Origin of the sequence: Nonomuraea sp. KM90, from assembly GCF_052246675.1 — a bacterium.
Taxonomy (GTDB): domain Bacteria; phylum Actinomycetota; class Actinomycetes; order Streptosporangiales; family Streptosporangiaceae; genus Nonomuraea.
Genome location: NZ_JBQQCB010000034.1, coordinates 14,221 through 34,369 on the forward strand (window position 1 = coordinate 14,221; position 20,149 = coordinate 34,369).

General features: G+C 73.3%; 17 protein-coding genes. 7 read left to right on the forward strand and 10 right to left on the reverse strand.

Annotated elements, in window-relative coordinates; translation table 11 throughout:
• Positions 1 to 4: 4 nt before the first annotated feature.
• Both ACTWPW_RS29130 and ACTWPW_RS29135 read right to left on the reverse strand, forming a co-directional pair.
• Positions 5 to 1,015, reverse strand: coding sequence for a Vgb family protein (locus ACTWPW_RS29130; protein ID WP_443170515.1), 1,011 nt, complete (start codon positions 1,013 to 1,015; stop codon positions 5 to 7).
• 2 nt (positions 1,016 to 1,017) lie between these two features.
• On the reverse strand, positions 1,018 to 1,758 hold the full coding sequence (locus tag ACTWPW_RS29135; RefSeq protein ID WP_443170516.1) for a histidine phosphatase family protein: 741 nt from the start codon (positions 1,756 to 1,758) through the stop codon (positions 1,018 to 1,020).
• 159 nt (positions 1,759 to 1,917) lie between these two features.
• Here ACTWPW_RS29135 and ACTWPW_RS29140 point away from each other — a divergent pair, with 159 nt between their 5' ends.
• A complete protein-coding gene (locus ACTWPW_RS29140; protein ID WP_443170517.1) occupies positions 1,918 to 2,556 on the forward strand; it encodes a hypothetical protein in 639 nt (212 codons plus the stop codon).
• A 238-nt stretch (positions 2,557 to 2,794) separates the two neighbouring features.
• Positions 2,795 to 4,246 carry a PepSY-associated TM helix domain-containing protein gene (locus tag ACTWPW_RS29145; protein ID WP_443170518.1) on the forward strand — a complete coding sequence of 484 codons (1,452 nt, stop codon included), beginning with the start codon at positions 2,795 to 2,797 and terminating at the stop codon, positions 4,244 to 4,246.
• A 360-nt stretch (positions 4,247 to 4,606) separates the two neighbouring features.
• Here the strand turns inward: ACTWPW_RS29145 and ACTWPW_RS29150 are convergent, their stop codons facing one another.
• Complete coding sequence (locus ACTWPW_RS29150) at positions 4,607 to 7,198, reverse strand: protein kinase domain-containing protein (RefSeq protein WP_443170519.1); 2,592 nt, start codon at positions 7,196 to 7,198, stop codon at positions 4,607 to 4,609.
• 245 nt (positions 7,199 to 7,443) lie between these two features.
• Between ACTWPW_RS29150 and ACTWPW_RS29155 the strand changes: the two genes are divergently transcribed.
• Complete coding sequence (locus tag ACTWPW_RS29155; RefSeq protein WP_443170520.1) at positions 7,444 to 8,853, forward strand: alpha/beta hydrolase; 1,410 nt, start codon at positions 7,444 to 7,446, stop codon at positions 8,851 to 8,853.
• A 28-nt stretch (positions 8,854 to 8,881) separates the two neighbouring features.
• Here ACTWPW_RS29155 and ACTWPW_RS29160 read toward each other — a convergent pair whose 3' ends face one another.
• From ACTWPW_RS29160 to ACTWPW_RS29180, 5 genes are read right to left on the reverse strand one after another with little or no spacing between them, the layout of a single operon-like run.
• Positions 8,882 to 11,647 carry a DUF5682 family protein gene (locus ACTWPW_RS29160; protein WP_443170521.1) on the reverse strand — a complete coding sequence of 922 codons (2,766 nt, stop codon included), beginning with the start codon at positions 11,645 to 11,647 and terminating at the stop codon, positions 8,882 to 8,884.
• Complete coding sequence (locus ACTWPW_RS29165) at positions 11,644 to 12,759, reverse strand: ATP-binding protein (RefSeq protein WP_375111714.1); 1,116 nt, start codon at positions 12,757 to 12,759, stop codon at positions 11,644 to 11,646. Before ACTWPW_RS29165 ends, ACTWPW_RS29160 begins: the two co-directional genes overlap by 4 nt.
• An 11-nt stretch (positions 12,760 to 12,770) precedes the next feature.
• Positions 12,771 to 14,090, reverse strand: a complete 1,320-nt coding sequence (locus ACTWPW_RS29170) for a VWA domain-containing protein (RefSeq protein WP_443170522.1) — start codon at positions 14,088 to 14,090, stop codon at positions 12,771 to 12,773.
• Positions 14,087 to 15,484, reverse strand: a complete 1,398-nt coding sequence (locus ACTWPW_RS29175; protein ID WP_443170523.1) for a hypothetical protein — start codon at positions 15,482 to 15,484, stop codon at positions 14,087 to 14,089. Before ACTWPW_RS29175 ends, ACTWPW_RS29170 begins: the two co-directional genes overlap by 4 nt.
• A gap of 34 nt (positions 15,485 to 15,518) precedes the next feature.
• Positions 15,519 to 16,010, reverse strand: a complete 492-nt coding sequence (locus ACTWPW_RS29180; protein WP_375111717.1) for a hypothetical protein — start codon at positions 16,008 to 16,010, stop codon at positions 15,519 to 15,521.
• 236 nt (positions 16,011 to 16,246) lie between these two features.
• Between ACTWPW_RS29180 and ACTWPW_RS29185 the strand changes: the two genes are divergently transcribed.
• Positions 16,247 to 16,888: a GntR family transcriptional regulator gene (locus tag ACTWPW_RS29185; RefSeq protein WP_375111718.1), complete on the forward strand. Its 642-nt coding sequence runs from the start codon at positions 16,247 to 16,249 to the stop codon at positions 16,886 to 16,888.
• A gap of 293 nt (positions 16,889 to 17,181) precedes the next feature.
• Here the strand turns inward: ACTWPW_RS29185 and ACTWPW_RS29190 are convergent, their stop codons facing one another.
• Positions 17,182 to 17,997 (reverse strand): DUF1932 domain-containing protein, encoded by an 816-nt coding sequence (locus tag ACTWPW_RS29190; protein ID WP_443170524.1) that lies wholly within the window; start codon positions 17,995 to 17,997, stop codon positions 17,182 to 17,184.
• A gap of 157 nt (positions 17,998 to 18,154) precedes the next feature.
• Here ACTWPW_RS29190 and ACTWPW_RS29195 point away from each other — a divergent pair, with 157 nt between their 5' ends.
• The 3 genes from ACTWPW_RS29195 to ACTWPW_RS29205 are packed head-to-tail and all read left to right on the forward strand — an operon-like array spanning position 18,155 to position 19,738.
• Positions 18,155 to 18,898, forward strand: a complete 744-nt coding sequence (locus ACTWPW_RS29195) for a PIG-L deacetylase family protein (protein ID WP_364133890.1) — start codon at positions 18,155 to 18,157, stop codon at positions 18,896 to 18,898.
• Positions 18,895 to 19,596, forward strand: coding sequence for a 4-carboxy-4-hydroxy-2-oxoadipate aldolase/oxaloacetate decarboxylase (locus ACTWPW_RS29200; protein WP_443170525.1), 702 nt, complete (start codon positions 18,895 to 18,897; stop codon positions 19,594 to 19,596). Before ACTWPW_RS29195 ends, ACTWPW_RS29200 begins: the two co-directional genes overlap by 4 nt.
• Positions 19,586 to 19,738, forward strand: coding sequence for a hypothetical protein (locus tag ACTWPW_RS29205; protein WP_443170526.1), 153 nt, complete (start codon positions 19,586 to 19,588; stop codon positions 19,736 to 19,738). Before ACTWPW_RS29200 ends, ACTWPW_RS29205 begins: the two co-directional genes overlap by 11 nt.
• On the opposite strand, the gene ACTWPW_RS29210 is transcribed toward ACTWPW_RS29205, so the two are convergent.
• Positions 19,725 to 20,141 (reverse strand): cupin domain-containing protein, encoded by a 417-nt coding sequence (locus tag ACTWPW_RS29210; protein WP_375111723.1) that lies wholly within the window; start codon positions 20,139 to 20,141, stop codon positions 19,725 to 19,727. The two genes, ACTWPW_RS29205 and ACTWPW_RS29210, sit on opposite strands and share 14 nt — an antisense overlap.
• Positions 20,142 to 20,149 lie beyond the last annotated feature (8 nt).

Consider the following 20,149-nt stretch of genomic DNA (forward strand, 5'->3'; position numbering starts at 1 on the left):
CGGCTCAGGCCGTCCGGACGAGGAGGAGCGCGTCCTGTCCCGAGGCGGCGCCCCACACCTCGCCCGGCCTGCCGTGGATCTGGCGCACCCCCGCGGCCTCACCGCTCGCGGGGGTGAACCGCTCCGTGGCGGGGTCGAAGCCGAGCAGCCGGTCGCTGCCGAAGTCGCTGACCCAGACGGTGCCGCCGGTGTCCACGTACACGGCGTACGGCTGCGGGGCGTCGCCCGGCAGCGGCCACTCCTTCCACCGGTCGGTGGCCGGGTCGTAGCGGGCCAGCCGGCCGCCGGTCCACTCGCTGACCCAGATCCGGCCCTCCTCGTCGGACCAGACGCGGCGCGCGCCCTGCCCGGAGGTCGGGGGTTCCAGGACCGTGGCGCGGCCGGTGTCCCGGTCGATCCTGGCGATGTGGCCGCCCGCCAGGGACGCGTAGTAGACGTCGCCGTCCGGCGTGACCGTGATGCCGTACGGGCCCGGTCCTCCGGGGGCGTCGTACACGTCCATGCGGCCGGAGTCGGGGGTCAGCCGCCCGTACACGCCGCTCTGCCCGGTGAACCAGAGCACGCCCGCCCGGTCGAACGCCGCCGTGTTCAGGTCGGCGCCGGCGCGGTCCCCGGGCAGCGGGTAGGTGCGCGGCCGGAGGGTGGCCGCGTCCACGCGGACGATGGCGTTGAGCCCGCTGTCGGTCACCCACGCGTGCCCGCCGGGGCCCGTGATGACGCCGTGCGGCCGGGAGCCGTCGCCGAGCGGGACCTTGGTGACCTCGCGGGTTCCGGGGTCGAGCAGGCCGAGGTAGCCGGCGTTCTGGGCGGTGAACCAGACGCCGCCGTCCTGCGCTGGGGCGACGTCGTGCGGCCCCGCGCCCTGCGGCACGTCGAACCGCTCGACGGCCGGCCCGGCCGGCTGTGGCCGCGCCGTCGCCGACTGCTGCGGGCTGGGCCGGGTCGCTGACGGCTGCTCACCGGCGCAGGCGGCGAGCGTGATCAGCATCGCGAGTACGGCTGCCAGGCGGGTCACGGCTACTCCTTCAGTGATCGCCAATCGTCCACCCCGATCGTCGCCACCGGCTCCCCGCGGCCGGGCGAGAAGACGAACATGTCTCCTTCGGCCAAGGTCAGGCCCGTGGCGCGGTTCAGGTTGAAACCGTGCGAGACCAGCACGGTGTTGGTGCCCGGATCCGGCGGCCGGCGCAGGAGGCCACGCAGGGCGCGGGCCAGCTCCTCGTCGTCGGCGCCGGGGTAGATCTCGTTGATCAGCTCGCGTGTCTCCCGCACCCGCCCGAACGCCAGCTCAGCGGTCTCCCTGGTACGGCGGTAGGGGCTGGCCAGCACCTGCCCGATCGGGATCTCCAGGCGGCGCACGGCCCGCCCGATCTCCCGCGCCTGCTCCCTGCCCCCGGCGGACAACTGGCGCTGGGTGGCGGGGTCGGCCAGGTCGGGGGCGGGGTCGTCCTGGGTGCTCTCGGTCGCGGTGTGGCGCAGGTAGAGCACGTGCCCGCCCCCGCGCAACAACCGCACCAGCCCGGCCCCCGCAACCGCCGACGCGGACCCCGTGGCGCTCGGCGCAGCGCTCGCCGTAGCGGTCGGCACGACGGTTGTCGCGGCGGTCGGGGCGGCGCTTGTGGCGGCGGTCGGTGTGGCGGGTGGCGCGGCGGTGGCTGTGGCGGGTGGGGGCGGTGAGGTCGGGCGCACGGGTGCGGCTCCGCCGCCGCATCCCGTCAGGAGGCAGACGGACGCGAGCAGCGCCAGGCCGGACCTCACCCTCCGGACATTACGCCCGCCCACCGCAAACCCATGTAAAGGACCTCCAACAGCTCCAGCCGCACCCCGTGGGAGCCGGGCCGTACCTGAATCCCTGTCACATCCCTTGAACTCCGGCCGCCTGCCCGCCGTATCTGTCGGTGTGAGCGGTGATCGCGCATGAACCCCGACGAGAAAGGAAGCGGCACCGGCAGCAGGGACACCGCGCAGGCCGGGCGGCCCGGCCTGCGCGGGCTGCGTGCGGCGGTGTTCGCCGTCGTCTGCGTGCTCGCCGCTCTGGGCATGCACGTGCTGGCCGGGGGCCCGATCGCCGACCTGGGCACGGTGGTCGCGGCGACCGTGGTGACGGGAGCGGGCGCGTTCGTCCTGGCCGGCCGCCGCAGATCCACCGGTACGCTGCTCGCCGCCTCCTTCGCCGCCCAGTACGGCATGCACCAGCTCTTCACCACGGGCCCCGGCATGGGCCCCGGCATGGGCCCCGGCATGGGCCCCGCCGCCCTGCCCGATCACCATGGCGGCGGCGGGTTGTATGCCGGGGCCGGGATGCTGCTGGCCCACGTGCTGGTGGCGACGCTGTCGGCCTGGTGGCTGGACCGCGGCGAGACCGCGCTGGCGGCGCTGCTGCGGCTGCTGGCCTGCTCGCTGCACGACCTGTGGGCGTTCCTGACCGCCGCCCGCGACAGCCTGCCCCCGGTGCCCGCCCGCCGGCCACGACCGGTGGCGGCGGGCCCGGCCGCGGGCATCCACACCTCCCAGGTGCTGGCCTGGGCTCTGTGCCGCCGGGGACCACCGCGCTAGGGGATCGACACCTCGACCTCGCGTGACGTACGGCCGTCTGATGCCGGGCGTCCGCGTGCCCTCATCACGTGACGTACGGCCGTCTGACGCCGGGCGTCCGCGTGCCCCCTCATCCCCTTCGCGCATCCGCGTGGCGTAACGCGTGACCTTCGCCGCACCGCCACGCCCTCACCCCCAGCTCGCATCGCGGCGCGCGCTGTTCACGTACGCGTGCGCGCCTCCGGAACGGAGCCCCCCCATGACCTCTGTCGAGACCCGGCCGGAAACCATCCCGCCACCCTCTGCTCCCACCGCCTCTTCCGCCTCCCAGCGTTACCGGGCCGTCTGGCGCTGGCACTTCTACGCCGGGCTGTTCGTCGCGCCCGTTCTCCTCGTCCTGGCCATCACCGGCTCCATCTACCTCTTCAAGGAACCCTTCGAGGAGTGGCGCTACCAGGACGTCCGCACCCTCGCCAGCCCCGTCACCACGGCACTCCCCCTGTCCGAGCAGATAGCCGCCGCCCAGCGCACGCTTCCCGGCTCGCCCGTCATGTCCGTCATCCCGCCCACGTCCCCCGACCGCACCACCCGCGTCATCCTCCAGGGCGCCGACTCCGGGCCCTGGGCGCAGGGCATCTCCGTGTACGTGGACCCGGGCACGGCGGCCGTGGTCGGCCAGATCGACGACGGTGCCACGTTCATGCGGGTCGTGCGGACGATCCACGGCGAGCTCATGTCCGGCACGATCGGCGACCGGGTGGTGGAGATCGCCGCGTGCTGGGCGCTGATCCTCGTCGCCACGGGCACGTACCTGTGGTGGAGCGGCCGGCGTACCCGGAAGAGGGCGACCCGCTCGGCCCGGGGGCGGCTGCGGCGGCTGCACATCCTGGCCGGGGTCGGCGGGGGCGCGGTGGTCGTGTTCCTGGTCGTGTCGGGTCTGCCGTGGTCGGGCGTGTGGGGTGACAGGCTGCAGCGCATCCAGGACCGTACCGGGTCGACCTACCCGAACGCCGACGACTACCCGCACACCTCCACCCCGCCCCTGTCCGGCGACCTGTCCGCCAACCCGGACGCCAAGGTGCCGTGGGCGGCGGAGCGGCTGCCCGTACCCGCCTCGCAGGACGGGCACGCCGGGCACGGCGGGACCCACGGCGTGCTGCAGCCCGGCGCGCTGCCCGTCGAGACCGCCCTCGCCACCGCCAGGCCCGCGATCAGGGCGTGCCCGCCCGGCGAGTGCGACCTCAAGGTGCTGCTGCCCGACGGTCCCCGGGGCGTCTACACGATCGTGGCCGAACCGCGCCGCGACCCGTCGGCCGCGCAGACCCTGCACGTCGACCAGTACAGCGGCCGGGTGCTGGTCTCCTACGGCTGGGCCGAGTACGGCGTCCTGGCCAAGGCCGTCGAGCAGGGCGTCGCGCTGCACGAGGGCCGCCGCTACGGCACGGCCAACCTGATCGTGATGCTCGGCGCCTGCCTGACACTGATCACGCTGGTGGTCACGGGGGCGTGGATGTGGTGGAAGCGCCGCCCCCGCGGCCGGGCCGGCGCCCCGGCCCGCGCTACGGACCGGCGGACGGCGTACGGGGTGATCGCCATCATGGCGCTGCTGGGCCTGCTGTTCCCGCTGGCGGGCGCCACGATGGTGGCGGTCCTGCTGCTGGACCGGTTCGTGCTGCGCCGCATCCCGGCGGCCACCCGCGTACTCGGCTGACGATGCCCCCGGCACCCCAGCGCTCCGGCACGCCCCGGTGACGCGGTGACGCGGTGACGCGGCACCCGACCACCCCGGTGACGCGATACCTCAGCACTCCGGCACCCCAGCACCCCGGTGACGCGGGGCGCCGGACGCGGGGCGCCGGACGCGGGACGCGGGGCGCCGGACGCGGGACGCGGGGCGCCGGACGCGGGACGCGGGGCGCCGGACGGGCGGGGACCGGATCGGAGCCAGGAGCGGGCGGAGCTGGTCCGGAGTAGGGACGCTCAGCGGTAGGGACGCTCAGGGGGCTCAGGGCCGGGGGTGCTCAGCGGGCTCAAGGCCGGGGGCGCTCGGCGGGTCCAGGAGCAGCGGCGCTCAGCGGGCGAGGGTCCAGGTGCGGGCCGTCTGGTCGCGGCTGGCGCTGACGGCGATCGGCCGGCCGTCGAGCAGGCCGATCGCCACCGACCAGACGGCATCGTCGTGCCCCGTGAACGGCGTGCCGAGCTGCTTCCTGGTGCGCAGGTCCCAGACCCGGGCCGTCTTGTCCTCGCTGCCCGTCACCGCCACCGGCACCTCGCCCAGGTTGCTGATCGCCACCGACCAGACCGGGGCCGTGTGCCCGGTGAGGGGTGCGCCGAGGGGCTTCCGGGTGGTCAGGTCCCAGACCCGCACGGTCATGTCCTCGCTACCGGTGATCGCCACGGGAACCCCGTCGAGGTTCCCGATGGCGACCGACCGCACCCATCCGGCGTGCCCGGTCATCGGCGCGCCGAGCTGCCTGCCGGTGGCCAGGTCCCAGACCCGCACGGTCTTGTCGTCGCCGGCGGTCACGGCGATGGCCGCACCTCCGACCTGCCCGGCGGCCACCGCCCAGACGGCACCGTCGTGGCCGGTGAGCGGCTTGCCGTACTGCTTGCCCGTACGCAGATCCCACACCCGGGCCGTACCGTCGGCGGAGGCGGTGACGGCGACGTGCCGCCCGCCCATCCGGGCGGTGGCCACCGACTTGACGTCACCGGTGTGGCCGGCCAGGGTGCGCGACCGGCCGGTCCGCAGGTCCCAGACGCGGGAGGTGTCGTCGTCGCTCGCGGTGACGGCGATCGGCGCGCCGTCGAGCTGGTCGAGCACGACCGACCGCACCCATTCCGTGTGGCCGGTCAGCGGGGAGCCGAGCTGCTGGGAGGTACGCAGGTTCCACAGGCGGGCGCTCTCGTCGTCCGAGCCGGTCAGGGCGACGGGCACCCCGTCGACCGCCCCCACGGCCACCGCCCGCACGTCGTTGGTGTGTCCCGCCAGGGGGTCGCCGATCTCCGTACCTGGTGGGGTGGCGGCCACGGTGGCCGGCCCGGTGACGAGAACGGGGCTCGGACCGGTCGTCCGTGGCCACATCGACACCACGAGAACGGCGATCACGGCAAGAACAGCGACCCCAGCGGCCAGCACCGCTTGAGGCGGCACCCGTCGCCAGGACGGCGAGGGCGGCGGGGGCGGTTGAGGGAGGGGCGAGGTCACGGCCGGGCTCACAGCGGAGACCGCACTCTCCGCCGCCACCGACCCCGGCACAGCGGGCGAGGCACCCGGCGCCACCGCACCCACCGTAGGCACGGCGGCCGAGGCACCCGGCACCGCCACACCCGCCGTGGGCACGGAGGCCGAGGCGCCCGACACCGCCACACCCGCCGTGGGCGCCGAGGTGGAGGCGCCCGGCGCTGCTGGGCCTGGAACCGTGGGCGCCGTCGCGCCTCCTCCCGGCGCCTGGCCTGAGACACCTGGCGCATCTGCGTCTGCCGCCGGCACGGCGACCGTCCCCGGCTCGGTGGCTGTGGTTTCCGGCGGCGCCGTCGATCCGGCTGGGGCTCCCAGCGCAGTTGCGCCTACGCCCGAGGCTGCGGCTCCAGGTGCCCCTGCCCCTGTCCCTGCCCCTGACGCCGCGCCCGCTCCAGGCGCGGCGGCTGAGGGTGTGGTCGCTGAAGGTGCGGTGGCTGAAGGTGCGGTGGCTGGAGGCGCGGTGGCTGGAGTCGCGGTGGCTGGAGTCGCAGTGGCCGGGGTCAGGGCGCTTGAGGGCGCGGTGGTCGAGGTCGGGGCGCCTGAGGGCGCGGTGGCCGGAGTCGGAGCGCCTGAGGGCGCGGTCGCTGAGGGCGCGGTGGCCGGGGTCGGGGTGGTGGGGGCTGGGTGGCCGGTCAGGGTGCGGACGAGGTCTTCGGCCGTGAGGCGGTGTGCCGGGTTCTTGTCCAGGCAGGCCACCACCAACCCCCGCAGCGAGTCCGGCACCCCCGACACGTCCGGTGCCTCGTACAGGAGGGCCCGCAGCACCGCCGGCACCGAGTCGCCGGCGAACGCGCGGCGCCCCGTGGCCGCGAACACCATCGTGGCAGCCCAGCTGAACACGTCCGCCGCCGGGCCGACCGAATCCATGCTGACCTGCTCCGGCGCCATGTAGCCGGGCGTGCCGACCGCCCCGGTCTGGGTGACGGCGTGGTCGAGCGCGCGGGAGATGCCGAAGTCGATCACCACCGGCCCCTCGGGCCCGAGGATGACGTTGCCCGGTTTGAAGTCGCGGTGCACGACTCCGGCGCGGTGGATGGCGGCCAGTGCGGTCGCGGTCGCCACCGCCAGCCGCTCGAGGCCGCCGCCGGTGCGGGGCCCGTCCTGCCTGACGGCCCGTTCGAGGGAATCGCCGCGTACGAATTCGCTCACGATGTACGGCCGCTCGTCGTACATCCCCATGTCCAGCACCCGGGCCGTGCAGAAGGGGGCGACCCGGCGCGCCAGCTCCACCTGCCGGAAGAACCGGCGGCGCTCCTCGGCGTCCTCCGACATCCGGCCGTGCAGCACCTTGATCGCGACCTGGTCGCCGGACGGGTCGAGCCCCAGGTAGACCGCTCCCTGCCCGCCCTCTCCGAGAAACCCGGTGAGCCGGTATCCGGCGATCCGCCCGAGGTCCTGTCCCGGTCGCGGACGTGACAATGCCCACCTCTTCACCATCTGCGGAAGCCTCAGCACTGGATACTACGATTCACCGCACCCCACCGGATTACCCCAGAAGGCGATATAGACGGTCGAGGCCGAATTTCCGGGAAATAGTCAGAGAAAAGTCACTTATTATTTCCTGGCCCTTCATTTTCCGCGTATGGAAAATAGTCCAGGCACTACCTCCAAGACGGGCCGTACCGCGATCGAGATCGGCGCGCGGAGCGGCGAGCGTAGGGGGCATGAAACTCATGGCGATCGGTGCGCTGCTCGGCGCGCTCACGACCGTTCCCCCGGCCACCGGCGAGGGCTGGGACGCGTGCCAGGGCGCCGAGCGGCCCAAGGACCTGGAGTGCTCGTCCGTCGAGGTGCCCGTGGACTGGGCCGAGCCCGGCGGCCGCACCATCACGCTGCGCATCGCCCGGCTGCCCGCCACCGGGCAGCGCATGGGCACCGTGTTCAGCATCCCCGGCGGCCCCGGCGGGTCGGGGATCGACGATCTCACGTACTACCGGGGCAGCTTCTCGAAGCTGCGCGAGCGGTTCGACGTGGTCAGTCTCGAACCGCGCAACGCCACCACGTACGGGCGGCTGCCGCAGAAGTGCTTCGCCACCGGCCCGTGGCTCAGCCGGCCCGACACGCGGGGCGAGTACGCCCGGCTCGGAGCGCAGGTGCGCCGGAGCGCGCAGGAGTGCCGGAAGGTCGACCCGGGCTTCTTCGACCGTCTCGACTCGGCCTCCGTGGCGCGCGACATCGACGCGATCCGGGCCGCCCTCGGGGAGGAGCGGCTGAGCTTCGTGGCCACCTCGTACGGCGGGGTGCCGGCCGTCGCCTACGCCCGGCTGTTCCCGGAGCGGATCAGGGCCATGTACCTGGACGGGGCGGTCAACCAGCTCCGGGACGCGATGACGGACGCGCGGGTGCGCTACCGGACGTACGAGGCGCAGTTCGGGCGGTTCCTGGACTGGTGCCGGTCCGGCGGGGACGCGTGCGGCACCGGCATGGAGGCGCGCTGGCGGAAGCTGGTGGCCGCCGCCGACCGGACGCCGGTTCCGGTGAAGGGCGAGCCGGTGACGTACAGCGGGTTCGACCTGCAGGTGGCCGCGATGCCCAACGTGGTGGGGCCGGGGCCGGCGCCGGAGTACCCGCGCTGGCGGCAGCTCGCGCAGGCCATCCGCCAGGCCGAGGGCGGGGACGCGGCCGGGTTCGCCAAATACGTGCAGGCGGGCATCGGGAGCCTGAAGCCGCCGTCGTTCGTGGGCATGAACGCCACCCAGTGCGCCGACGGCCTGCGCTTCCGGGACTATCGCGACTACCGGGCCGTACGGGCGATGGGTGAGCGGGTCTCGCCGAACCTGGCCGGGATGGGCCTGTGGCACCGGCTCGGCTGCACCGCCTGGCCGACTCCCGTGACGAACCCGCCCGCCCCGCTGCCCTCCGGCCTGCCGCCGTTCCTCGGCGCGGGCACCTGGACCGACTACGAGGACACGGCGGACATCGTGCGTAGGGTGCCAGGGTCGGGGACGGTCCGGTTCGACGGGCACGGCCATGGGCTGTATCTCACGGGCAACGCCTGCGTGATCGAGCACGCGAACGCGTACCTGACCGATCTTCGCCTGCCCCCGGCCGGAACCACCTGCCGCCCCGCCTAGAGTCATGGAGGCGGGACGGCAGGCGGGCTCAGGCCAGCAGGCCCGCCACCGCCAGCGCCGGTTCGGGGTGGGCGGCGAGCAGGGCGCTCACCTCGGGGTGGCCGCCGCCGCTGCCGGGCGAGCGCCACTCGCCCGCGCAGCCGAGCAGCTCCGCCACCGCGTCGCAGGCCGCCGGATTCCCCATGAGCAGCTCCGCCACCGGCCCCGCCGCCACCGGGGCGGACGCGGCGGGAGCGGGCCTGGGGCGGGCGGTCCACGGCGGCACCCAGGTGTCCACGGCCGTCAGCGAGCCGGGGAACGTGCGCCCGGCCTCGCGTACGAGCACCGGCACCAGCTCTCCCGCCCCGTCCTTCAGCGTCGTGATCAGCTTGGGCAGCCACGGCAGCAGCACGTTGTCCGGCAGCCGCCCGAACGCCTTGGAGATCACCTCCACCACGAACCCCGACAGCGCCGGAGCCGGCTCCATCGCCTGCACGAACCCGGTGATGTACTGCGGGAACGACGGGATGACCAGCGGGTTGGCGAGCAGCTCGTCGCAGCGCGCCCGCAGCTCCTCCAGCGGCAGCAGCCCGAGCTGGTGGCGGGCCGCCCACAGCAGCGCGACCTTGGCCGGCGCCTCCGGATGCGACTGCTGCACCGCGATCTCGAGCTGGGCCCGGTCGCAGCCCAGCGCCAGGGCCAGGCTCTCCATCGAGAACAGGAACCCCAGCATGGCCGCCACCTGCCGCACGCCGGTGTCGTCGTCCACGAAGGACGTCGGCAGCAGCGTGCAGTAGTGCGCGTAACCGGCCGTCACGAACGCCTCGCACCAGGCCGGCAGCTCGGGCTCGTTGGCCCGGTAGTACGCCAGCAGCCGCCGGATCCGGCGCAGCACCTCCGGCGCGTCGTCCACGGTGCGCTCGGCGGCGAGCAGCTCCACCGCCCGCGCCCCGAGCTCGTCGGTGAAGCGCCGGCTGCCCAGGAACAGCACGGCGTCCTCCACCGCCGCCAGCGCCACGGCGGCGGTGGCCTTGGGGTCGCGCACCGAGCGCCGCAGCCGCTGCTCCAGCACCTGCTCGATGGTGACGCCCTCGTAGCCGAGCTCGATGATGGAGCGCTGGTGCTTGCCGAACGACAGGTCCCAGCTCTCCTGGATCGAACGCTCCCCCAGCCTGCGCTCGCCCATGATGGGCCGCACCGCGTCGGAGGGCAGCAGGTAACGCAGCATCCACAGCACGTCGGAGCAGGGCACCAGGTCCGGCTCGGCGTTGAGGTCGAGCAGCGCCCGCTGGATCGTCCGCTTCTCCAGGTCGAGCCCGAGCGGCGCGAGCCGGTCGTAGACGTCCCTGGCCAGCGGCGGCAGCGCGTCGTAGCCGACCTCGCCGGCGCGGTCGCCGCCGAGCAGGATCTCGCACAGCCGCCGCACGTCGCGCCGGCCCGGCACGACGTCCTTCTCGATGCAGGTGACGGCCGCGTCCTGGAAGTCGTACGGGGTGGGCCTGGCCCGGTTGCGCATGCCGGCGAGCAGGATCGAGGTCTCGTAGACCGCGATCGCGTCGGCGGTGCTGGCCAGGTAGCCGTTGCGGCGGGCCAGCCGCACGATGTCCACGGACCAGCCGAGCAGCTCGGCCTCGTCGAGGGCGTCGAGAGCGGGCGGCCTGGACAGGAACCCGGTCAGCCTGTCGGCCACCTCGCCCGGCGCCACCGGCGCGGGCAGCTTGGCCGCGCGCTTGCGGGCGCCCTTCTGCCCGGCCAGCTGGAACGGGGTCAGCCTGCTCCGCGTCAGCGCCTTGGCCCACGTCGCCGCCGCGATGGACACCGAGCCGGAGGCCAGCCCGAACTGCGCCTCGATGGCCGAGTGGCTGGACGGGATGAGGCCGTACAGCCATTTCGTCCCGGTGCGCGGGCTGATCTCGAAGGTGGCCGTGGACCGCACGCCGAACTGCTCGACGTGGCTGGCGGCGTGGAAGGCGCCGCAGACGTAGAGGCAGTCGGCCGTGTCGGCGCCGGACGCGGCCAGGTGCTCGCGCATCCTGGTCCACATGTAACGCTCGCGGTCCTCGTCCACGGCCAGCCGGTCGCCGCCGGGGCCGAGCCGGCGGAACAGGCTGCCGATCAGCACCATGACCTGGCGGTAGGTGTCGTAGTCGGCCCCGGACAGGGGCTGCTCGACGTACTGGTCCCACCACTCCGACCAGTGGCGCACCTTGCCGTGGTGCAGCAGGTGCTCCTCCAGCTCGGCGAAGCGGGGGCGCAGGTCGCCGATCTCGACGCCGACCGCGTCGCCGTGCAGGCCCGTCTCCTCCTGCTCCTTGGGGGCGGCCTGCGGATCCTCCTTGGGCGCCCACTGGAAGACGTGGTCGGTCGAGCGGTCCACCAGCACCAGCTCGACGCCCGGGGTCTCCAGCGCGTAGGAGATGGCCTGGTATTCGGCCGACGCCTCGGTGATGGGCGCCACCACGCTGAGCGGCGCCCACTCCTTCGGGAAGCCGTCGATGTCGGTCGCGAACGCCTGCACCGCCACCGGCAACCGGCAGTTGCGCAGCTCCGTCAGCAGCGGCTGCAGGTCCTCGCACAGCTCCAGGTAGATGACCTTCGGCTGCTTCTCGCGCAGCCTGCGCACCATCGCCAGCCCCGAGGCCGGCGAGTGGTGGCAGACCGGGAAGATCTCCAGCTCCTCGCGCAGCGCCCGGTCCACGTCGTCGACCAGGCCCGCCAGGATCTCGGACACGGCGACGGGACCGCCGGCGAACTTCTCGGCGGCGTCGAGGAGCTGCCCCCGGAGCTCGCCGAAGGGGCTCGTCCGACCGGTCATGAGAGCGTGGAGATGGCCTCGCGGCCGCCCTCGAGGAACTCCGGCCACTCCCCGCCGTCCTTCTTGCTGCGCGGCTCGACGACGCCGTGCCAGTATTTGTTGAGGATCGCCAGGTCCTCGGGGCTGCGCCGGGCCAGCGAGCCGACCAGCGACCCGGCCAGCGTCTGGGCGCGCAGCACCCGGTCGCCGAAGAAGTGGCTGTGCAGGATGGCGTCCTCCAGCACGCCGATCTGCTCGGCGGTGGACAGCGCCGACTCCAGCTTCTCGTCGTCGCTGGTGGCCGAGGCCGCCGCCGAGCGCAGGTCGGCGAAGCTCTGCAGCAGGATGTCCAGCAGCGTGGGCGGCAGGTCCAGCTCGATCCGGTGCCTGCGCAGAAGCTCCTCCGTACGGAAGCGGACGATCTCCGCCTCGCTCTTCTTGTTCGTCACGACCGGGATGCGGACGAAATTGAAGCGGCGCTTGAGCGCGGACGACAGGTCGTTGACGCCCCGGTCGCGGCTGTTGGCCGTGGCGATGATGGAGAAGCCGGGCTGGGCGAAGACGATGTTGTCGTCGTCGAGCTCGGGGATGGAGACGTACTTCTCCGAAAGAATCGAGATGAGCGCGTCCTGCACGTCGCTCGTCGAGCGGGTCAGCTCCTCGAAGCGGCCGATCACGCCCTGCTCCATCGCCGTCATGATCGGCGAGGGGATCATCGACTGGCGGGACTGGCCCTTGGCGATGACCATGGAGACGTTCCACGAGTATTTGATGTGGTCCTCGGTGGTGCCGGCGGTGCCCTGGACCACGAGCGTGGAGTTGCGGCAGATGGCCGCCGCCAGCAGCTCGGCCAGCCAGCTCTTGCCGGTGCCCGGGTCGCCGATCAGCAGCAGGCCCCGGTCGGAGGCCAGCGTCACGATGGCACGCTCGACGAAGCTGCGGTCGCCGAACCACTTCTGCGCGATCTCCCGGTCGAGCCCGTCGGAGCGCTCGGAGCCGAGGATGAACAGCCTGATCATGCGGGGGCTGAGCCGCCACGAGAACGGCTTGGGGCCGTCGTCGACCGACTCCAGCCAGTCGAGCTCCTCCGCGTACTTCACCTCTGCGGGGGCGCGCAGCATATCGTCACTCATTCGCGGGTCTCCTAGATGAGGAAGTTCTTGAGCTCGAACACGAGCTTGTGGATGTGGCCCGAGATCACCGGAGTGCCCAGGTCCTTGAATTTCTTGCGGAACCACGGCTCGACGCTCTGGACGCCCGAGCTGTTGACCGAGCCGACGGGGATGAACTTCACGCCCGAGCGGTGCACGGCCTCGATGCCGTCGTACAACGGCTGGGAGCGGTCGAACTCGTAGAAGTCGGAGATCCACACCATCACGGTGTTGCGCGGATCGCTGATCTTCGGGCGGGCCATGGCCATCGCCACCGGCCCGTCGTTGCCGCCGCCGAGCTTGGTACGCAGCAGCACCTCGAACGGGTCCTGCACCCACGGGGTCAGGTCGATGGCCCGGGTGTCGTAGGCGATCAGGTGCACGTCGACCTTCGGCAGCCCGGCGAAGATCGAGGCCAGGATGGTGCAGTTGACCATCGAGTCCACCATCGAACCCGACTGGTCGACCACCACGATCAGGCGGGCCGGGGTGGTGCGGTGGGCCGTCTGCTTGTAGTAGAGCCGGTCGACGTAGAGACGCTGGTCCTCGGGGCTCCAGTTGGTGAGGTTCTTCCAGATCGTGCGCTCGACGTCGAGGTTGCGGAAGACCCGCTTCGGCGGCACCGACCGGTCGATGACGCCCGCGCTGGTCTTCTCCACCTGCGTGCGCAGCACCTCGGCGACCTCGTCCACGTATCGGCGGATCAGCGCCTTGGCGTTGGCCAGCGCGACGCCCGACAGGTTGGACTTGTCGCGCAGCAGCTGCTCGATGAGCGACATGCTCGGCGTGAGCTGCTTGGCCAGGGCCGGGTCGGCGAGCACCTCGCGCAGGCGCATGCGCTTGACCAGGTCGCCCTCCAGGCCGGCGAGCACCTTGGCCAGCTCTTCGCCGCCCGGGCTGTGGCGCAGGCCACCGGCCTCGCAGCCCATGCCGCGCTCGAACCAGGCCGCGTCCTGCTTCCAGCTCTCCAGCTGGGCGGCGGTGACGTTGCCCGAGCCCGTCGAGAACACGTTCAGCAGCAGCTTGGAGACGAGTGCGGCGCGACGCACCTCGTCGCCCGCCTCGTGCCCCGTCTCGGCCATCAGGCCCTGGAACTCGGCGGCCAGCTCGGGGAAGCGCTGCACCAGGTTGTCCACCGACACCCCGGGGTCGAGCAGCGCGAGCGGCAGGCCGAGATCGCCGACGATGCCGAGGCTGGAGGTCTCCAGCGCGGGCTGCTCGTCGGAACCGAACAGCCGGGACAGCAGGCGCCAGTAGAGCACCTGGCGCCGGGTCTGGTCGGCGGTCTGTGACGCTTCGGTCGTCTCGGTCATTTCCGCAGCAGCCGTCCCGCCCGTTCGCGCAGCACGGCGACCACGTCACCGGCCCTGGCCTCGGCCTTGACCACCTTGGGGTCGGTGGGGCCCATCGCCCAGTCGCCGTTGTGCGCGGTGACCGGCTTCTTCTTGGCCGTCGCCTGCACGGCGAGCGGCTGGAGCGACCACTGCCCGGCGTCCCAGCGCACCAGCCCTAAGCAGGCCGTGGAGGCCTTGACCAGCTCGGGGGTGAGCGGGCCCGCGGACGGCAGCCGGTCGAGGTCGAGCCTGATCGTGTGACCGCCCAGGTCGAACGCCCGGCCGTCGGTCTTGTAGCCCTCGACGAGGACGGGCTCGGCGATGCGCACGGGATGCCGGTCGAGCGGCGTCACCGGCGGCGCCGTCACCTCGGCGAGCTGCACGCGCGCGATGGCGAACGGGTCGGCCTCCTCGCCCGCGCGGGCCCGGTCGTCGTGCCACACCAGGTCGCCGCCGGACAGCAGCGGCATGTCCGTGATCTCCACGGCCCGGTGCTCGGCCAGCGCGGCCAGCAGCACGGGGTGGCCGCCCAGCAGCCGCCACAGGGTCGGGCCGACGATGGTGTCGACCTTGGCGGCGGCCACGCTCGTGCGTACGAGCCGGGCGGGCGCGCCTCCGGCGGCCTCCAGGATGCCGTGGACCTGGACGCGTACGGCGGTGGCGTGCTCGTGGACGTCGGCGCCCAGGATCAGCAGCCGCCCCGAGACCCGCTCGCCCCCGGCGCTCCAGGGACCCCGCTGGGACAGCAGCATGGCGCGCGTCCACAGGTCGGCCCATCTGCGGACGGGCACGCGCTCCATCGTCGCGACCGGGCACGAGGCCCGCAGCTCGGTCGCCAGCCCGTCGAGCAGCACCGCCAGCCCGCGCAGCTCGGGCACGGCCAGCAGCGCCTCGATCGTCTGGTCGGCGGAGGAGACCAGGTCGTGGTCGACGCCGCGCCAGCCGACGATGGCCAGCTCGCGCAGCCAGACCCGGCATCCGGCGAGCAGGTTGTCCGCCACCTCCGCCGTGTCGCCGTCGGGGTCGCCGGCGGGCTCCCAGGCCGCTCGCGTGCGGCCCAGCGCCGCGTCCAGGTGGCCGAGCAGCGCGTCGTGGACCGCGCCGAACAGCGCCGCCCGCGCCCCGGCCAGCGCGGCCAGATGCTCGTCGCCGACCGACCCCGCGCTCACCTTCTCCACGGCCTCGCTCACGCGCTCGCCGACGGGGGTGCCCGCCAGCGCGCCCGCCAGGGCGGCCAGCGCCGCGGCCGGGTCCTCCCCGATCCGGGCGAACCCGTGGGTGAGCGCGCCGTCGAACCCCGCCACCAGGTCGAGCGCCTCGCCGGCCCCGGAGGGAGCCGCGCCGAGCAACTCGCTCAGCTGTACGTCGAGCATCAGCAGACCACCTCGCCAGCAGATCGGTCGGGCATCAGCGCACCGCCCCCATCGACGGGAACCAGTGCAGTTCGGCCAGCGGCGCGGTGCTGTCGGGCACCTCCAGGTAGGCCAGGTGGCGCAGGAACCGGCTGAACACGACGGCCGCCGGGGTGCGCTCGACGTGCCCGCTGACGTGCTGCATCAACCGGCCGCCCTCGGGGACCTCGACCCGCAGGTAGCGGGCCACCCGGTCGAGCCCGTACTGCACGACCGCCTCGTCGGCCAGCTGGTTGATGTGCTTGCACGCGTAGCCGTGCAACGCGCCGCACGGCCGGTTGTTGTTGGTGCTGCAGCTCAGCGCATGAGTGCCGGCGGTGATCGACGAGACGTAGACCCGCTCGATGTCGGACCCGCTCGACACGACGCCCTGCAGCCGGCCGTCGGCCAGCTCGACGAAGGGCACCTTCGCCAGCTTGCGCGGCTCCACGGGTGGCACCACCCGGAGCACGCTGCGCTCTTCCCACGCGGTTGTGTCCGCGTCCACGGCCTCAGAACCTCCCGCCCCGGCCGGATCGCGGGCGCGGGCGGGGGTGCCCGGGCCTGCACGACCGGCTGATCGAATGATCCGGGAACTTACCGGAGGGCACCGACAGATCGGGGATAAATGATCAAACCCTGTGGCGGGCCGGGTTTCCCGGCTTTCGGGCGCGCGCCTGTGCTCGGGAAATTGTCCATAATATTGTCAACCGAGACATGCACGCACGGCGCCGGGAGGATCGCGTGACCCCAGGGTCCCCGCGGGAGGAAACGCTGACCGACCGGGTCAGGTCGGCCATACTCGACGGCGATTTCGTGCCCAACCAGCGGCTCGTCGAGGCCGACGTCTGCGAGCAGTTCGGCGCCCCGCGGGCCGCCGTGCGCGAGACGTTCAAGGAGCTCGCCGGGGAGGGGCTCGTCGAGATCCTCCGGAACAAGGGGGCCCGGGTCCGGGCGATCTCGAAGGCGGAAGCCGTGGAGATCACGGAGGTGCGGATGGTCCTCGAGGGCCTGTCGGCCGCCAAGGCGGCGGAACGGGTCACGCCCGAGCAGGCCGGGGAGCTGCGGGAGATCGTCACCGACATGCGCACGGCCGTGGAGGCGGGGGACCTGGACCGCTATTCGGAGCTGAACGCCGCCCTGCACGCCAGGATCCGCGCGATCGCCGGGCACCGTACGTCGGCGGCGATCATCGAACGGCTGGGGGCGCAGGTGGTGCGGCACAAGTTCCGGCTGGCCCGGCAGCCGGGGCGGGCCGGGGTGTCGCTGCCGCAGCACGAGCTGATCGTGGCGGCCATCGTGGCCCGCGACCCGGAGGCGGCACAGACGGCCATGCAGCAGCACCTCCGCAGCGTCGCCAAGGCCCTGGAGGCCAGCCCCGACTGACGCCCCCATCGCCCCGGCACCCCCGCCCCGCCGGACGCACCCGCCCGACACACCCGTCCGGCACCCCGCCCCACGCCTCTTCCGACGCCCCGCCCCACGCCTCTTCCGACGCCCCATCCGACGCCCGCCCGACGCCCCGCCCGACGCCCCGTCCGGCATCCCGCCCGACGCCCGCTCGACACCGTGTCCCACGCGCCGTCGGCTCGGGACGCCGAGGTCCCGGGAGGGTGACGGCCCGAAGGGCAGGCCGGCGGGGGTGCGGCAGGTGCGGCGGGTGCAGCGCGGCGGGGCGGTTACGTGGTGGGGCGGGGGTCCGGGCCGGGGATGGGTGGGGTGCCGGTGCGGGTCGCGTGGTCGAGGGTGACGGTGGTGGCCTCCGTCATCGTGCGGGGTACGCCCAGCTCCTCCAGCATCCGCGTGGCCGCCTCCATCTCGTGCACCCGCCGTACCCCGTGCTGCCCCGCCCCCCGCAGCAGCCGGACCACGAACTCCTCGTCGGCCTCCGTCACCGTCTCCAGCGCGTGCTCCCAGAACCACTCCCCCAGCCCCGCCGCCCGCGCCGCCCGCTGCGCCTCGATGACCAGCGCGCTCAGGCCCTTCACCAGCACGCTGCGCAGCAGCTTCCGGGCGGCGGCGTCCCCGGGTGAGCCGCCGATCGGCGTGACGTCCATGCCGTGACCGCCGGCGAAGGCGGCGAACCGGTCCGCGTGCTCCCCGCTGGCCAGCACCGGCGTGGCCAGGCCGCGCAGCGGGATCGGGGCCATGATCGCGCCGTCCACGACCGCCACCCCGTCCGGCTCCAGCAGCTCCGCGATCCGCCGCTTGTCGCCGGGCGCCCCCGTGGACAGGTCGGCGTAGAGGACACCGGGCTTGAGATGGGGCCGGGACTCGGCGCAGGCGGCGAAGCTGTCGGCCCCCGTGGTCACGGCGATCACGACGTCGGCCCCGCGCACCGCATCGGCGTTGCGGGCAACCAGCTCGCAGGAGGGCAGGCTCCCCGACGGGTGGGCCGGGTCGTACACGCGTAGGCGCACGCGTGGTGCGAGGCCGTCCGCGAGGACGTGGCCGACCTCGCCGTAACCGAGCAGCGCCACCTGGGGTCCGTCCATGAGCATCCTCCACCACCACGGCTCCCCGCCTCAGAGAAGCCACATGGTTGACAATATTGTCGGATCTTCCCGCCAGCCAGCCAGATACCCCCACACAACGCCTACATTGGCGATGAAAGTGTTGACAATCCGTCCGTTCGGCTCTTAGCGTCGGCAAGTGACCTCGGAAAAGACCTTCCCCCGCACCCTCCTGGTGATCAGTGCCCACGCGGGCGACTTCGTCTGGCGCGCCGGCGGCGCGATAGCCCTCGCCGCCGCCCGCGGCGAGCACGCCAAGGTCGTCTGCCTCAGCTTCGGCGAGCGCGGCGAGTCCGCGAAGGCGTGGCGCGCCGGCCGCACGCTGGAAGAGATCAAGGCGATCCGCCGCGAGGAGGCGCAGAACGCCGCCGCGGCCCTGGGCGCCGAGATCGAGTTCTTCGACGCCGGCGACTATCCCCTGGTGGAGAGCCAGGAGCTGGTGGACCGCCTGGTACGCGTCTACCGCGACACCGAGCCCGACGTGGTGCTCACCCACCCGCTGGCCGACCCGTACAACGGCGACCACCCGGCGGCGGCCCGCATGGCGCTGCAGGCGCGCGTGCTGGCGCAGGCCGCGGGCTACGACGCGCCCGGCGAGCCGCTCGGCGCTCCGCCCGTGTTCTTCTTCGAGCCGCACCAGCCCGAGCAGTGCGACTTCAAGCCGGACCTGCTGCTCGACATCACCCCGGTCTTCGACCGGAAGCGCAAGGCGATGGAGTGCCTGCCGGCCCAGCAGCACATGTGGGACTACTACACCGACCTGGCCAAGCGCCGCGGCGTGCAGCTCAAGCGCAACGCGGGCCCCAACCTGGGGCTGGCGCACGACACCATGGGCGAGGCGTACATGCGGCTGTACCCGCAGGTGACGGACGTGCTCGCATGAGGAACGTGGTCGTCACCGACATCCCGCGCTCGGCTCCCGGCCGGGTCGACGCCCTGGCCGCGTACGGCGTGGCGACCGTGCACGAGGCTCTCGGCCGCACCGGCTACCTGGGCCCCGGGCTGCGTCCCGCCTGGCCGGGAGCGAGGACGGGCGGCAACGCGGTCACCGTGCTGTGCTGGCCGGGCGACAACCTGATGATCCACGTCGCGGTCGAGCAGTGCCGCGAGGGCGACCTCCTGGTCGTCGCCACGAGCTCGCCGTCCACGGACGGCATGTTCGGGGAGCTGTTCGCGACCGCGCTGAGGCACCGCGGGGTGCGCGGGGTGGTGATCGACGCGGGCGTGCGCGACGTGGCGGAGCTGCGGGCGATGGGCTTCCCGGCCTGGAGCGCGGCCGTCAGCGCGCAGGGCACCGTGAAGGCGACCCCGGGCGCGGTCAACGTGCCCGTCACGATCGGCGGCCAGCTGGTCCGGCCGGGCGACACGGTCATCGCCGACGACGACGGGGTGCTGGTGTGCCCGCGCGCGGACCTGGAGCGCGGCATCGAGGCGGCCGCCGCGCGGGCCGCCAAGGAGGCCGCCACGCGCGAGGCGTTCGAGAAGGGCGAGCTCGGCCTCGACCGGTACGGGCTGCGCGAGCGCCTGCCGGAGCTCGGCATCACGTACATGACGGCGGAGGAGTACGACCGTGCCCGATGACGGTGTGCCCTGCATGCCGATGCGGGGGCGGCACCTCGAAGGCGCCTACATCCTGTACGTCTACGAGCCCGGCGGCCACCGCATCGAGCTGTGCAACCCGGGGACCAGGCTGATCCTGGCCCCGCCGGTCAGCCCTGCTTGACGGCCTCCCAGGTGGGGTGCTCGCCGGGCGCCAGCTCGACGAAGTCCGGCAGGTCGCGCAGCGCCTCCTCGGCGCCGCCCGGCGTGTACGTCGCGATGATCCGCATCGGCCGCCACCCCGTGTTGAACGTCGAATGCATGGTCCCCATGGGGATCCACACGGCGTCACCGGCCCTGACCGCGAACTCGGGCCCGTCGCCGACCGTCTGGCGCCCCTCTCCCTCGATGATGTAGAGGATCTCGTCGGAGAAGGGGTGCTGGTGGCGGTCGTGCCCCTTGTTCGGGTTGATCACGACCTCGCCCAGCGTGGACGAGGCGCCGGGCACGCTGCCGGGCGTCACGTGCCATTTGATGGAGCCCCAGTCGAAGAGCATCGTGGGTACGGAGTCCGGTTCGCGGTGCATGGCGTGGT